The 11,767-nt window shown below is 69.6% G+C and carries 16 protein-coding genes; 11 read left to right on the top strand and 5 right to left on the bottom strand.

Annotation, left to right across the window (positions count from 1 at the left end; genetic code table 11):
* The first annotated feature begins 37 nt into the window (after nucleotides 1-37).
* A complete protein-coding gene (locus ACQR3U_RS06375; protein ID WP_039585385.1) occupies nucleotides 38-643 on the top strand; it encodes a flavin reductase family protein in 606 nt (201 codons plus the stop codon).
* A gap of 83 nt (nucleotides 644-726) precedes the next feature.
* Nucleotides 727-1,587, top strand: a complete 861-nt coding sequence (locus tag ACQR3U_RS06370; RefSeq protein ID WP_230809990.1) for a siderophore-interacting protein — start codon at nucleotides 727-729, stop codon at nucleotides 1,585-1,587.
* A 96-nt stretch (nucleotides 1,588-1,683) separates the two neighbouring features.
* Here the strand turns inward: ACQR3U_RS06370 and ACQR3U_RS06365 are convergent, their stop codons facing one another.
* From ACQR3U_RS06365 to ACQR3U_RS06355, 3 genes are all read right to left on the bottom strand, one after another.
* Nucleotides 1,684-2,124 carry a DUF6918 family protein gene (locus ACQR3U_RS06365; RefSeq protein WP_006552306.1) on the bottom strand — a complete coding sequence of 147 codons (441 nt, stop codon included), beginning with the start codon at nucleotides 2,122-2,124 and terminating at the stop codon, nucleotides 1,684-1,686.
* 98 nt (nucleotides 2,125-2,222) lie between these two features.
* The gene (locus ACQR3U_RS06360) at nucleotides 2,223-3,227 is read right to left on the bottom strand and encodes an o-succinylbenzoate synthase (protein ID WP_257235786.1); all 1,005 of its coding nucleotides are present in this window, start codon (nucleotides 3,225-3,227) and stop codon (nucleotides 2,223-2,225) included.
* Nucleotides 3,228-3,232: 5 nt separating this feature from the next.
* Nucleotides 3,233-3,865, bottom strand: coding sequence for a PaaI family thioesterase (locus ACQR3U_RS06355; protein ID WP_006552307.1), 633 nt, complete (start codon nucleotides 3,863-3,865; stop codon nucleotides 3,233-3,235).
* Nucleotides 3,866-3,929: 64 nt separating this feature from the next.
* On the opposite strand from ACQR3U_RS06355, the gene ACQR3U_RS06350 reads away from it, so the two are divergent.
* Nucleotides 3,930-4,823 (top strand): 1,4-dihydroxy-2-naphthoyl-CoA synthase, encoded by an 894-nt coding sequence (locus ACQR3U_RS06350; protein WP_024101698.1) that lies wholly within the window; start codon nucleotides 3,930-3,932, stop codon nucleotides 4,821-4,823.
* Between the two features lie 87 nt (nucleotides 4,824-4,910).
* Here ACQR3U_RS06350 and ACQR3U_RS06345 read toward each other — a convergent pair whose 3' ends face one another.
* The gene (locus ACQR3U_RS06345; protein WP_006552309.1) at nucleotides 4,911-5,207 is read right to left on the bottom strand and encodes a DUF4193 domain-containing protein; all 297 of its coding nucleotides are present in this window, start codon (nucleotides 5,205-5,207) and stop codon (nucleotides 4,911-4,913) included.
* A 184-nt stretch (nucleotides 5,208-5,391) separates the two neighbouring features.
* Here ACQR3U_RS06345 and ACQR3U_RS06340 point away from each other — a divergent pair, with 184 nt between their 5' ends.
* The 7 genes from ACQR3U_RS06340 to ACQR3U_RS06310 all read left to right on the top strand — a co-directional run bounded on the left by ACQR3U_RS06340 (nucleotide 5,392) and on the right by ACQR3U_RS06310 (nucleotide 10,228).
* Nucleotides 5,392-5,838 (top strand): hypothetical protein, encoded by a 447-nt coding sequence (locus ACQR3U_RS06340; RefSeq protein ID WP_024101700.1) that lies wholly within the window; start codon nucleotides 5,392-5,394, stop codon nucleotides 5,836-5,838.
* Between the two features lie 2 nt (nucleotides 5,839-5,840).
* The gene (locus ACQR3U_RS06335; protein ID WP_024101701.1) at nucleotides 5,841-6,224 is read left to right on the top strand and encodes a VOC family protein; all 384 of its coding nucleotides are present in this window, start codon (nucleotides 5,841-5,843) and stop codon (nucleotides 6,222-6,224) included.
* A 193-nt stretch (nucleotides 6,225-6,417) separates the two neighbouring features.
* Nucleotides 6,418-7,599 carry an inorganic phosphate transporter gene (locus tag ACQR3U_RS06330; protein WP_230809989.1) on the top strand — a complete coding sequence of 394 codons (1,182 nt, stop codon included), beginning with the start codon at nucleotides 6,418-6,420 and terminating at the stop codon, nucleotides 7,597-7,599.
* Entirely contained in the window at nucleotides 7,596-7,856 is a 261-nt protein-coding gene (locus tag ACQR3U_RS06325) for a hypothetical protein (RefSeq protein ID WP_230809988.1), read from the top strand. The genes ACQR3U_RS06330 and ACQR3U_RS06325 overlap by 4 nt, the downstream gene beginning before the upstream one ends.
* Before the next feature lie 12 nt (nucleotides 7,857-7,868).
* On the top strand, nucleotides 7,869-8,168 hold the full coding sequence (locus tag ACQR3U_RS06320) for a DUF3349 domain-containing protein (protein ID WP_006552314.1): 300 nt from the start codon (nucleotides 7,869-7,871) through the stop codon (nucleotides 8,166-8,168).
* Entirely contained in the window at nucleotides 8,165-9,310 is a 1,146-nt protein-coding gene (gene menE, locus ACQR3U_RS06315; RefSeq protein WP_230809987.1) for an o-succinylbenzoate--CoA ligase, read from the top strand. Before ACQR3U_RS06320 ends, menE begins: the two co-directional genes overlap by 4 nt.
* 48 nt (nucleotides 9,311-9,358) lie before the next feature.
* A complete protein-coding gene (locus tag ACQR3U_RS06310; RefSeq protein ID WP_006552316.1) occupies nucleotides 9,359-10,228 on the top strand; it encodes a 1,4-dihydroxy-2-naphthoate polyprenyltransferase in 870 nt (289 codons plus the stop codon).
* A 42-nt stretch (nucleotides 10,229-10,270) separates the two neighbouring features.
* Here ACQR3U_RS06310 and ACQR3U_RS06305 read toward each other — a convergent pair whose 3' ends face one another.
* Nucleotides 10,271-10,660: a phage holin family protein gene (locus tag ACQR3U_RS06305; RefSeq protein WP_033096110.1), complete on the bottom strand. Its 390-nt coding sequence runs from the start codon at nucleotides 10,658-10,660 to the stop codon at nucleotides 10,271-10,273.
* Nucleotides 10,661-10,771: 111 nt separating this feature from the next.
* Here ACQR3U_RS06305 and ACQR3U_RS06300 point away from each other — a divergent pair, with 111 nt between their 5' ends.
* The gene (locus ACQR3U_RS06300; RefSeq protein ID WP_230809986.1) at nucleotides 10,772-11,758 is read left to right on the top strand and encodes a hypothetical protein; all 987 of its coding nucleotides are present in this window, start codon (nucleotides 10,772-10,774) and stop codon (nucleotides 11,756-11,758) included.
* Nucleotides 11,759-11,767: the final 9 nt, after the last annotated feature.

Genomic DNA, 11,767 nt, shown 5'->3' with positions numbered 1-11,767 from the left:
TGCGCCGGAAGTGTGGCCGGGTACAGGTGCGGTCAGAATGGAGGCCGTGCGCACAGTCTTCGATCCCGCCGAGTCGAGTCCCGGCCGCTTCTACCGCCTTCTCACCGCGACAATCGTGCCGAGACCGATCGCGTGGGTGTCCACCGAGGCCGAGGACGGTGTGTTCAATCTCGCTCCCTACAGCTTCTTCACGGTGGCGAGTACGGCCCCGCCGGTCGTGCAGTTCACCTCCGTGGGCCGGAAGGACAGTCTGCGGAACATCGAGCAGACGGGCGAGTTCGTGATCAACATCGCGACCGTGCCGTTGATGGAGAAGGTCAACGCCTCGTCGGCGGCGTTCCCGCACCACATCGACGAGTTCACCGAGGTGGGGTTGCACGCCGAGCCGAGCGAGCGGGTGCGGCCCCCGCGGGTCGCGGAGGCACCCGCCTCGATCGAGTGCCGGTTGCACCGTGTGATCGAGATCGGCGACTCGTTCGTCGTGATGGGCGACGTCCTCGCCGTGACGGTCGATCCGGAGGTGCTGGCGGAGGACGGTGCCCCCGACTTCGCCGCGCTCGGCGCGGTGAGCCGGTTGGGGCGGACCGAATGGGGACTGACGCCCGCGGTGCGGAGACTGCAGCGGCCCGGCACTCCCGGGTGACGACACAGGTTAGGCTCCGCTGAACGATCGTCGGGATGCTGCACGTCGTCAGTGGTGGCATCCGAGCAACCTCGGAGGGCCGTATGGCGAAGAGCACCGGAACCGCACGGCGCAATTCCTATCTCAAGCCCGAGTCGCGGCGGATGGTGCGCGCGCAGGTACTCGCCGCCCAACGCATCAGCCCGACCTTCGTGCGAATCACCGTGGGCGGCGACGACGTCGACTCGATCGCACCGATGGGCTTCGACCACTGGTTCCGCATGTTCTTTCCCACCCCGGATCAGCAGGAACTGACCCTTCCCGGCGCGACCGACGACCGTTGGTGGCCCGAATACCAGGAACTGCCCGAGGAGCGGCGTCCGGTGTTGCGGAACTACACGTTCCGCCGTGTGCGACCTGCGGGCACCGGGCTGTTCGGTCCGACCTCAGAGATCGAGATCGATTTCGCGTCGCACGGCGATCTGGGTCCGGCTTCGGCGTGGGCGGAGCGGGCACAGCCCGGCGACGAGATCGGCATCCTCGACGAGGGCATCAGCAACCTGCCCCTCGACGAAGCACGGTCGTGGCTGCTCGTCGGCGACGAGAGCGCGGTGCCCGCCGTGGTCGGCATCCTCGACTCGATTCTTGCCCTCGACCCGCTCGCGGCCGTGGAGGTCTTCGTCGAGGTTCCGCACCCGGACGATCTCAGCGCCCAGAATCTGCCGACGGGCGAGAACGTGCGGGTGCATCCGGTGATCAGGACGGATGGCGAGGCGGTTCCGGGCAGTCTCGTCGTCGACGCGGTGCGGGAGTCGACGCCCTCGTCGGATTCGGCCCACGCGTTCGTCGCGGGCGAGTCGTCGCTCGCGACCGGCGTGCGCCGCCATCTCGTGCGCGAGTGCGGCTGGGACCGTGCGGCGGTGACCTTCATCGGCTACTGGAAGTACGGGGAGCCCGTCTACTGACGGACCCCTCGAACGACCCCCTCGAACGACGAACGTCGCGGTACCGACCGGCGAACCGGTTCGGGACCGCGACGTCCGGATGTCGCTGGTGTCGGCTCAGCCGGCGTGCTTCTGGATGAGATCACCCAGGCGCGGCAGGGCCTCGACGACGTGCTTCTTGGCCGAGGGGCGCAGCGAGTCGTAGACCTTCTTGACGCCGGACTTCGACGTGCCGGCGATGCGCTCGTCGGTCACGCCGAGGAGAGCGTCGGCGACGACCTCGCCGCGGGCGACCAGGAAGTCCGCGAACGAACCGTTGCCTGCGTACTCCACCCAGAACGGCTGGAGTTTCTCGACGAATTCGGGCAGCAGACCTTCGACGGCACCCGGCACGATGCCCGGGCCGACCTTCTTCACTGCTGCGTAGCCACCCTTGAGGGCGAGACCGGACGCACCCTTCTTGTCCGACACCTCAGCATCGATCAGGGCTTCGACGTCTGCCTTGACCGCCGGGAACTTGTCGGCGCCGAGGAGGGCATCGCCCAGAGCTGCAACCACTTTCACTGCCTCCGTAGATGTGACACTTGTGACCGTTGGGACGCGGGGAACGATATACGACGATTCCGTGCCGTCACAGTCCGCGTCCGGCGAGGTCGTCACAGTCCGCGTCCGGCGAGCACCGTACGGCACCGACGCACCCGCTCGCACCACCACTCGACTCGATCGGGATCGGCCCGCAGCGCGTCGAGCCGCTCGGGTTCGGGCTCGACCGCGACGACATCGAGCGCTCCGTCGGACATGTGCAGAGCCGGCGCGACGTCGGCTTCGAAGAAGCCACCCGTGCCCAGCCCGCAGGCGTACGGGAGGTCGGGCAGGGCGGCTGCCGCCGCGAGACCGGTGGCGATCCCCACCGCGGAGTCGAGGGCGCTCGAGACGACCACCTCGACGCCGTGCCCGGCGAGTTCGTCGGCGAGCGCGACGAGGCGTCGGACCCCACCGAGCGGCGAGACCTTCACGACGGCGACGTCCGCTCCCCCGGCCCGCACGACCCGCAGGGGATCCTCGGCGCGGCGGATGCTCTCGTCCGCCGCGATGCGCACCCCGGGCAGTCGCCGGCGCACCTCGACGAGTTCGGGGACGGTCGCGCACGGCTGCTCGGCGTATTCGAGCGGACCGTCGGCGGTGAACGCCGTGAGGGCGCGGACGGCCTCGTCCACGCTCCAGCCGCCGTTCGCGTCGATCCGGACGTGGGGCACGTGTTCGCGCACGGCCCGGACGCGAGCGACATCCTGCGCGAGATCCTGGCCCGTTTCGGCGACCTTCACCTTCGCGGTGCGCGCGCCGGGGAACCGGGTGAGCACCTCGGGGACGCGCTCCGGGCCGATGGCGGGCACGGTCGCGTTGACCGCGATCCGGGAGCGGCGCGGAGCCGGATGGCCCTGCCAGGCGGCTTCGATCGCCGACTGCAACCAGTGCGCCGCCTCGTCGTCGCCGTATTCGGGGAACGGTCCGAACTCACCCCACCCGGCGGGTCCGCGCAGCAGCAGCACCTCGCGTTCGGTGATGCCGCGGAACCGGACGCGCATGGGCAGCGAGACGACGACTGCCCCGTCGAGCAACTCGTCCGCGGACGGGAGGGGCAGCGCGGACGGGAGGGGCAGGGAGGTCACGGCTGGCCCGGCAGCAACTGGACCATCAGCGCCTCGCAGTCGGCGAGGAGGTTGCCGTCGACATCGCGCAGTTCGGCCTTGCAGAAGGCCTTGCGACCGTCCACGCGGTCCACCCAGCCGTCGACGACGAGTTCGGTCTCGATCGGAGTGATCCTGCGGTAGTCGACGTGGAGATAGGCGGTGCGGGCGATCGGGCGGCCGTTGGCGTGGATGACCATGCCGAACAGGTCGTCGAACAGCAGTGGCAGCGTGCCGCCGTGCGCGGCCCCGTTGCCTCCGAGGTGGTAGCGGCGGAAGACGCCGCGCTCACGGACACCGTCCGGTCCGTACTTCTCGATCGTCCACGGCAGCAGCAGCGCGCTGCCGCGTCCGGGCAGGTCGACGTTGAATCCGGCGGGCGAGCGGCCCTCGGGCACGGCGTGCTCGGCGAGCAGGCCGACGAGTGCCTCGGTCTGCTCGATCGCGCGGTCGACGACCTCGTCCGGCGGGTTCGTGGAGACCATCAGATCCTGCAGACGCCGGAAGGTCTCGACGAGGCGACCGTAGTTCGGCCCCGCCTTCACCGGTTCGTAGACCGGGAATCCGCCGTGGTGTTCGTAGTCGTCGCGGGGATCGGTCTGCTCGGTCATGGTTGTGCACGTTATCGGGCGGCAGCGCACGTCGCCGAGATGTCCGGCCCTTTATGGTGACGAGGTGACCTTCGATCCAGAATTGTGGCGCCCGGTACCCGGGTTCGAGAACCTCACCGACATCACCTATCACCGACACGTCACGCAGGGCACGGTCCGCGTCGCGTTCGATCGCCCCGAGGTGCGCAACGCCTTCCGTCCGCACACCGTCGACGAGCTCTACCGCGTGCTCGATCATGCGCGGACCACCTCCGACGTGGGCGTCGTGCTGCTCACGGGCAACGGCCCGAGCCCGAAGGACGGCGGGTGGGCGTTCTGTTCCGGCGGCGACCAGCGGATCCGTGGCCGCAGCGGCTACCAGTACGCGAGCGGCGAGACCGCCGACACCGTCGACAAGGCCCGCGCGGGCCGGTTGCACATCCTCGAGGTCCAGCGGCTGATCCGGTTCATGCCGAAGGTCGTCATCGCTCTGGTCAACGGCTGGGCCGCCGGTGGCGGCCACAGCCTGCACGTCACGTGCGACCTGACGCTCGCCTCCCGTGAGCACGCCCGCTTCAAGCAGACCGATGCCGACGTGGGCAGCTTCGACGGGGGCTACGGCAGCGCCTACCTCGCCAAGATGGTCGGCCAGAAGTTCGCGCGGGAGATCTTCTTCCTCGGCGACACCTATACGGCCGAGGAGATGCACCACATGGGTGCGGTGAACAAGGTCGTCGACCACGACGAGCTCGAGAACGTCGCGCTGGAGTGGGCGCAGAAGATCAACGGCAAGTCGCCACAGGCGCAGCGCATGCTCAAGTACGCCTTCAACCTGCAGGACGACGGCCTCGTCGGTCAGCAGTTGTTCGCGGGCGAGGCCACGCGTCTGGCCTACATGACCGACGAAGCGATCGAGGGTCGCGACGCTTTTCTCGAGAAGCGCGAGCCCGACTGGTCGCCCTACCCGCACTACTACTGATCCTGACGCGGCGAACCGGGCTTCGCCCCTGCTACAGCAGGTGCAAAGCCCGGTTCGCCGCGCAGGGAGGGGTCGTCCGACGGAAGGTCAGACGCAGTCGCGGCAGTAGGCCTGCTCGCCGGCGCCCGTCGCGCGACGGCTGTGGTGCTGGACGAGGAAGCAGCCCATGCAGGTGAACTCGTCCGACTGCTTCGGCAGGACCTGCACCGAGAGCTCCTCCGCCGACAGTGCCGAGAGGTCGGCGCCGGGCAGGTCGAGGGTCTCGAGGATCTCGCCCTCGTCGGTGTCGGCGGCCGCGGTGGGCTTGATGTCCAGCTCGTCCAGGGCAGTGCCACCGCCGCCCAGGATGTCGGTGGTGCGGGGAGCGTCGTAGTCGGTCGCCATGGCAGTTCTCCTCACTCGTTGTCGGCGGTGCCGCGCAGCCGCGGTAACGGCTGTGTCGGATCCGCTGTGGCAGGCCGGCGCTGTCATGGGCACCGTTGCCGTCAGTAATGTCCCATCGAAAGCTTCGTCAAACACATATGTTCAGTTACGTTCGAACCGTGTGCTCTCGGGCACACTGTGGGACATGACCGATCGCCAGAGTCCGCGAACCGCCCACACCCGCCCGGAAAGCGTCTCCGACGCCACTGTGAAAGCGACCGGCAAACTGTCCGAGGCCCTCGAGACCGTCGAGCAGGCGCGAGGCCATCTCTATGCCTTCCACCAGCTGATGGGCCGCGCCGATCTGCTCACCGGCGACGCCGAGGAGTTGTTCCGCGAGGCCGGGCACGACGAGATCGCCGAGCGGCTCGGCACCGAGATCATCGGACGCAACATCGCCGAGGGTCGCTGGACCTTCCAGCTCGTCGAGGAGTTCGACGACGGCTACTGGTCGGACTTCCGCACGTTCGAGAAGCAGGTGCGCGACGAACTCGTGGAGGGCCGGCGCCATCTGTTCGAGGCCGAGATGAAGGAATCGCGGCGCACGCACGGCCGCCGCCATCACGAGGCCTGCCCGGCCGAGGAGCAGTGACCGTGGAGATCCTCAGCAGCCGCACCATCCTCCGTCCGCGCGACCCCGAGGCCGCCCTCGAGTTCTACGGTTCGACGCTGGGACTGGCGATCGCCCGCGAGTATCCCGGCGGAACCGTCTTCTTCGCGGGGCAGTCGCTCATCGAGATCGCCGCGCACGGCCGATCCGACGACAGCGACGAAATGTTCCACGGCGCCCTGTGGCTCCAGGTGCGCGACGTCTACGACGCCGAGGCCGAACTGGCGCTGAAGGGCGTGCGCATCGTCCGGGGTGCGAAGCAGGAGCCGTGGGGACTGCGCGAGCTGTGGATCGCGGATCCCGAGGGGATCCCGATCGTCCTGGTGCAGATCCCCGAGGACCATCCCTTGCGGCGCGACCTCCGTTGACGAACGGAGGTACCCGGGCACGGCCGGAGGCAGTCGCGCGACGCCGGTGATCTTGCACACAAGCCGTGCGGTCTGCTCTGCACTCCGCTCATGGTCGGAGTCCGAAAGAACCGGTCGGGTGTGACGGCGAGACGCAGAATTCACATCCCCGTCGCTGTATATCCACCTGCCCGCTACCCCACAATCGACAGACGTGACCGCAGAGTTCGTCGTGCTCCTGGTGGTGGTCGTCACTGCCCTCGCTTTCGATTTCACCAACGGCTTCCACGACACCGGCAATGCCATGGCGACATCCATCGCCACCGGCGCCCTCAAACCCAAGACTGCGGTCACTTTGTCCGCGACTCTCAACCTCGTCGGCGCCTTCCTGTCCGTGGAAGTCGCCGCGACCGTCGCGAAGGGTGTCGTCGACCTCGACACCGTCGGCGGTACCGATCTGTTGCTCATCGTCTTCGCCGGTCTGGTCGGAGCGATCCTCTGGAACATCTCGACCTGGCTGTTCGGCCTGCCGTCCAGCTCGTCGCACGCTCTGTTCGGCGGTCTCGTCGGCGCTGCACTGGCGTCGATCGGTGTCCAGGGCGTCGTGTGGGACGGAGTCCTGGGCAAGGTCCTGATCCCCGCCGTGCTTGCGCCCGTCATCGCGGCGCTCGTGTCCACGGTGGGCATCTGGTCGATTCACCGCCTGACCCGATCCGTCTCCACCGAGCACCGCGACCGCGGCTTCCGGCTGGGACAGATCGGCACGGCGTCCCTGATGTCCCTCGCGCACGGCACCAACGACGCGCAGAAGACGATGGGCGTGATCTTCCTGGCCCTCGTCGCCCACGGCACCATCACCGCCGACACCGAGATGCCGTTCTGGGTGAAGGTCGCCTGTGCCGTCGCGATCGCACTCGGCACCTATCTCGGTGGCTGGCGCATCATCCGCACGCTGGGCAAGGGCCTCGTCGAGATCGCCCCGCCGCAGGGCCTGGCCGCCGAGTCGTCGTCGGCCGCCATCATCCTCACCTCGAGCCATTTCGGTCTGCCGCTGTCGACCACGCACGTCGCCACGGGGTCGATCCTCGGAACGGGTCTGGGCACCAAGGGCGCCGAGGTGCGCTGGTCGGTGGCGCGACGGATGGTCGTCGCGTGGGTCATCACCCTGCCGTGCGCCGCGGTCGTCGGAGCGATCTGCTGGGCGCTCGCCCACCTCATCGGCGGCATGTCCGGCGTGCTCGTCGTGTTCGCAATCCTGTGCGCCCTGGCCCTGTTCATGTGGCTGCGCTCGCGCCGGCAGCCCGTCGACGCCTCCAACGTCACCGCCGACTGGGACGACAAGCTCGCCCCGGCGCCGGGTGCCTCCGAAACGGTCAGCGGGGAAGGACGCTTGTGAACCTGTTGACGCACACCCTCGATTCCCTCTGGCAGGTCGTTCTCGTGGGCCTGCTGCTCGGCGCCGGCCTGCCCTCCCTGTTCGCCCTGGGGGTCCGCGCGCTCGACACCGGTCGGGGCAGCGACGGCATACCGAACCCCGTGGCGCGGACCGCCGCGGTGTTGTGCTTCGCCGTGGTCGCCTGCGCGATCCTGGCGGGAACCCTCCTGCTGGCGTCCGATTTCCTCGCCGGAACGTTCGGCATCGACATCTTCTGATCGGAGTGACGGGTGGCTCTCCCGCCGTTTCTCGCTTCCATCGTCGAGTGGCTCCGCGCCGGTTACCCCGAAGGGGTACCGGAACAGGACTACGTACCCCTGTTCGCACTGCTCGCGCGGCGCCTGTCCGACGAGGAGGTCGCCCAGGTCGCCGACACCTTGGTCGAGGACGGTGACCTGTCGATCAACCGCATCGACATCGCGGTCCTGATCAGCAAGATCACCAACAACATGCCGTCGCCCGACGATGTGGACCGGGTCCGCCGCCAGCTCGAGGCAGGCGGATGGGACACGACACAATACGATCTGTGACCACACTCGAGCTCCTGCCCGTCCCTGCCGGGTCCGCCGTCCGCTCCGTGCTGCCCACCCTGCAGCGCATGCTCGACGGTGACGGACCGGCGCTGCTCCCCGCCCCCGCCGGGGACGAGCGGGAGACGCTCCGACTCACCGCAGCACTGAGCCCCGGTGAACCCGTCGCGGACGGTGTGGGACTGGTGGTCGCGACCTCCGGCACGACCGGGACCCCGAAGGGTGCCATGTTGTCCGCGCAGGCGCTGCGCGCGAGCGGCGACGCCACCCACGCCCGACTGGGCGGGACGGGCTCGTGGCTCCTGGCCCTGCCCGCCCATCACATCGCGGGCATGCAGGTGCTGCTGCGCAGCCTGCTCTCCGGAACCGAACCCGTCGTCGTCGACGTGTCCGCCGGTTTCGATCCTGCGGATCTGCCGGCGGCGGTGGACGCCGTGCCGGGCCCCCGCCGGTACAGCTCGATGGTTCCCACGCAGCTGATCAAGGCCCTCGACCATCCCGACGCCACCGCGGCGCTTGCCCGCCTCGACGCGATCCTGCTCGGTGGGGCCGCGACTCCCGTGCCAATCCTCGACCGCGCCCGCGCGGCCGGCATCACCGTCGTGCGCACTTACGGCATGAGCGAGACGTGCGGCGGCTGCGTCTACGACGGCGTGCCGCTCGACGGCGTGTACGTGCGCGTCGACGGGGACTCGCGGGTGTGGCTCGGCGGCGCCACGCTCGCCTCGGGCTACCGGAACCTGCCCGACCATCCTGCCTTCGCCGAACCCGGCTGGTTCCGCACCGACGACGCGGGCATGCTCGACGACGGGGTCCTGCGCATCCTGGGACGGCTCGACGAGGCCATCTCGACCGGTGGGCTCACCGTGGTCCCCCAGGTGGTCGAGGCCGTGCTCGTCGAGCACCCGGCCGTCCGGGAGGTCGCGGTGGTGGGTCTGCCCGACGCCCGGCTCGGTCAGCGCGTCGCGGCGGTCGTCGTGCCCGTCCCCGGCGCAACGCCGACGCTCGCCGAACTCCGCGACCACGTCGAGGCCACGCTCGATCCCACTGCTGCGCCGCGTGAGCTGCAGGTCGTCGACACGCTGCCGCTGCGTGGACCGGGCAAGGTCGATCGCCGCGCCCTCGTCTCGCGCTTCTCCTGACGGGGTGCGCACGACGCGGCAGGCAGGCCCGGGTGCGAAGATCGATCCATGGCAACGGCTGGTCAATGGCTCGAAGGCGCTCGTCCGCGCACCCTCCCCAACGCGATCGCACCCGTCCTGGCGGGCACGGGCGCTGCGGCGTGGCTCGGTGAGGCCGTGTGGTGGAAGGCGCTGCTGGCACTGGTCGTCGCGCTCGGACTGATCATCGGCGTGAACTTCGCCAACGACTACTCCGACGGCATCCGCGGCACCGACGACGAGCGGGTCGGCCCGATGCGGCTCGTGGGTTCGGGGGCGGCGAGCCCCGGCGCTGTCAAGCGCGCGGCGTTCGTGTGCTTCGGCATCGCGGCCGTCGCGGGACTCGCTCTCGCCGTCACGACCGCCTGGTGGCTCGTGCTCGTCGGCGCGGTCTGCATCGCCGGGGCCTGGTACTACACCGGCGGAAAGAACCCGTACGGCTACAGCGGCTTCGGTGAGATCGGCGTCTTCGTGTTCTTCGGGCTGGTCGCGGTGCTCGGCACCCAGTTCGTTCAGGCCGGTCGCGTCGACTGGGTGGGTCTGGCCTGCGCGGTCGCCGTCGGCTCGATCTCGACGGCCGTCCTGGTGACGAACAATCTCCGCGACATCGCCACCGACGCGGAGACCGGCAAGCGGACCCTGGCGGTCAAGCTGGGCGACCCGAGGACCCGCACGCTCCACCTGGTGCTGGTCGTCGTGCCGTTCGTGATGTCGCTCGTGCTGGTCGCGGCGACGCCGTGGGCGCTCGCCGGCTTCCTCGCCGCACCGTTCGCGGTCCGCGCGCACAAACCGGTGCGGGCCGGTGCCCTCGGTCTCGCGCTGATCCCGGCGCTCAGCGATTCGGGTGTCGCGATGCTCGTGTGGGCGGTAGCCACCGCGCCCGCGCTGGCCTTCGGCTGACCATGACGCGGGCGCGGCGGACCGGGTCGCGGGCGGACGGGATCAGTCGCGGTCCGGGACGACCAGGCCGAGGACGAAGTTGACGATCGCGATGATCACGCCGCCCCACAGCGCCGCCCAGAAACCGTCGATCGTGAGGCCGTATTCGGTGAATCCGCTCAGCCACGCGGTGAGCATGAGCATCAGCGCGTTGACGACGAGCAGGAAGAGCCCGAGGGTGAGGATCACCAGCGGCAGCGACAGCAGCTTCACCAGCGGCTTCACGAGTGCGTTGACGACGGTGAAAATGGCGGCCAGCACGACGAGGGAGATGACCTTGCGGGTCGTGTCGGAGGTGCCTGCGGGATCGGTGAAGTCGATCCCGTCGACCAGCTCGACCGCGAGCCACAGACCGACCGCGTTGATGATCAACCGCAGTATCAGAGAAATCATGGTGCCACTGTGGCACACCGAACTCGGTCTCGTAACGGGCAAATCGGGCCCATCCGGGATCGCCCCTCCCCCTCAGTGGCCTCTCAGCGACGGACGGTAGCGTCGGCCGGCGTGCGTTCACGTCTTCTCCCCCTGCTTCTCGCTGTAGCCGGTCTGCTCCTCGTGGGCACGGGTTCGGTCTTCGCCTGGCTCGACCGCCCCCAGACGACGGTCGCGACCGTCGCGGAAGAGCCGAGTCCCTCTGCGGACGGCGTCGACGAGGCGCGGAGCAATCTGCAGCGGGCCGGACTGCCGCTGTCGGTGCTCGACGGCGGGGTCGGTCAGCTGACGGAGGGCAGCACCCAGCTCGACGACGGTGCCCACCAGCTCTCCGACGGTCTCCGGCAGGCCCGTGACGGCGGGGAGCAGCTCGCCGACGGTCTCGGACAACTCGACGGCGGTGTCGACATGCTCGGCGACGGTGCCCGCCAGGTGAGCGGTGGCGTCGACGAGGTGGTCGACCGGCTCTCCGGTTTCGGGGAGATGCAGGGCGACGTCACCGCGCAACTCGCAGCTGTCGCCGACACGCTCGGTGCGTCTGCAGATCCGGTCTCGCAGGGCGCGGCCGGCCGACTGCGCGGGCTCGTCGAGACCCTCGACACGCAGGGCCTCGGACCGGACACCGTCGCCCAGCTCGGGCAGTTGCGCGACGGCGCACGGCAGCTCGCCTACGAACTCACCGATCCGAACGCGCAGTTCGTCGCGGGCATGGCGCAGGCCGCCGACGGCTCGCGACAGCTCCGCGACGGCCTCGTTCTCCTCGACGACGGTGGCCGAGCCCTGACGGACGGCACCGGACAGCTGGTCGACGGTGTGGGGCCGGTGGCCGACGTCGTCGGTGGCATCGCCGACAACGTCCGGTCGGCCACCGAAGCGCTGCCGCGCACCGCGCCGGCCGCTACGGACACGCAGGCTGCGGAGGTCACGGCGACATCGGATCGTCAGTGGTGGCCGTTCGCGACGATCGCGGTCGGCACGCTGCTGCTCGTCGCGGCGACGGTCGTCCCGCTCGTCGCCGGGCGTCCGCTCGCCGTCGCCCCCGCGCAGCCGACCCGGTAACCACCCGAA

The sequence above is a fragment of the Rhodococcus sp. IEGM1339 genome (assembly GCF_050321925.1).
Classification (GTDB): domain Bacteria; phylum Actinomycetota; class Actinomycetes; order Mycobacteriales; family Mycobacteriaceae; genus Rhodococcus; species Rhodococcus pyridinivorans.
Note: the sequence above shows the minus strand (reverse complement) of the source record. Positions and strands in the feature narration are given on the sequence as shown.

What these genes read in the sequence shown, in the direction of transcription:
- ACQR3U_RS06375 (WP_039585385.1), top strand. Translation starts at nt 38, where the DNA reads ATGGAGGCCGTGCGCACAGTCTTCGATCCCGCCGAGTCGAGTCCCGGC.
- ACQR3U_RS06370 (WP_230809990.1), top strand. Translation starts at nt 727, where the DNA reads ATGGCGAAGAGCACCGGAACCGCACGGCGCAATTCCTATCTCAAGCCC.
- ACQR3U_RS06355 (WP_006552307.1), bottom strand. Translation starts at nt 3,865, where the DNA reads ATGACCGAGCAGACCGATCCCCGCGACGACTACGAACACCACGGCGGA.
- ACQR3U_RS06345 (WP_006552309.1), bottom strand. Translation starts at nt 5,207, where the DNA reads ATGGCGACCGACTACGACGCTCCCCGCACCACCGACATCCTGGGCGGC.
- ACQR3U_RS06340 (WP_024101700.1), top strand. Translation starts at nt 5,392, where the DNA reads ATGACCGATCGCCAGAGTCCGCGAACCGCCCACACCCGCCCGGAAAGC.
- ACQR3U_RS06310 (WP_006552316.1), top strand. Translation starts at nt 9,359, where the DNA reads ATGGCAACGGCTGGTCAATGGCTCGAAGGCGCTCGTCCGCGCACCCTC.
- ACQR3U_RS06305 (WP_033096110.1), bottom strand. Translation starts at nt 10,660, where the DNA reads ATGATTTCTCTGATACTGCGGTTGATCATCAACGCGGTCGGTCTGTGG.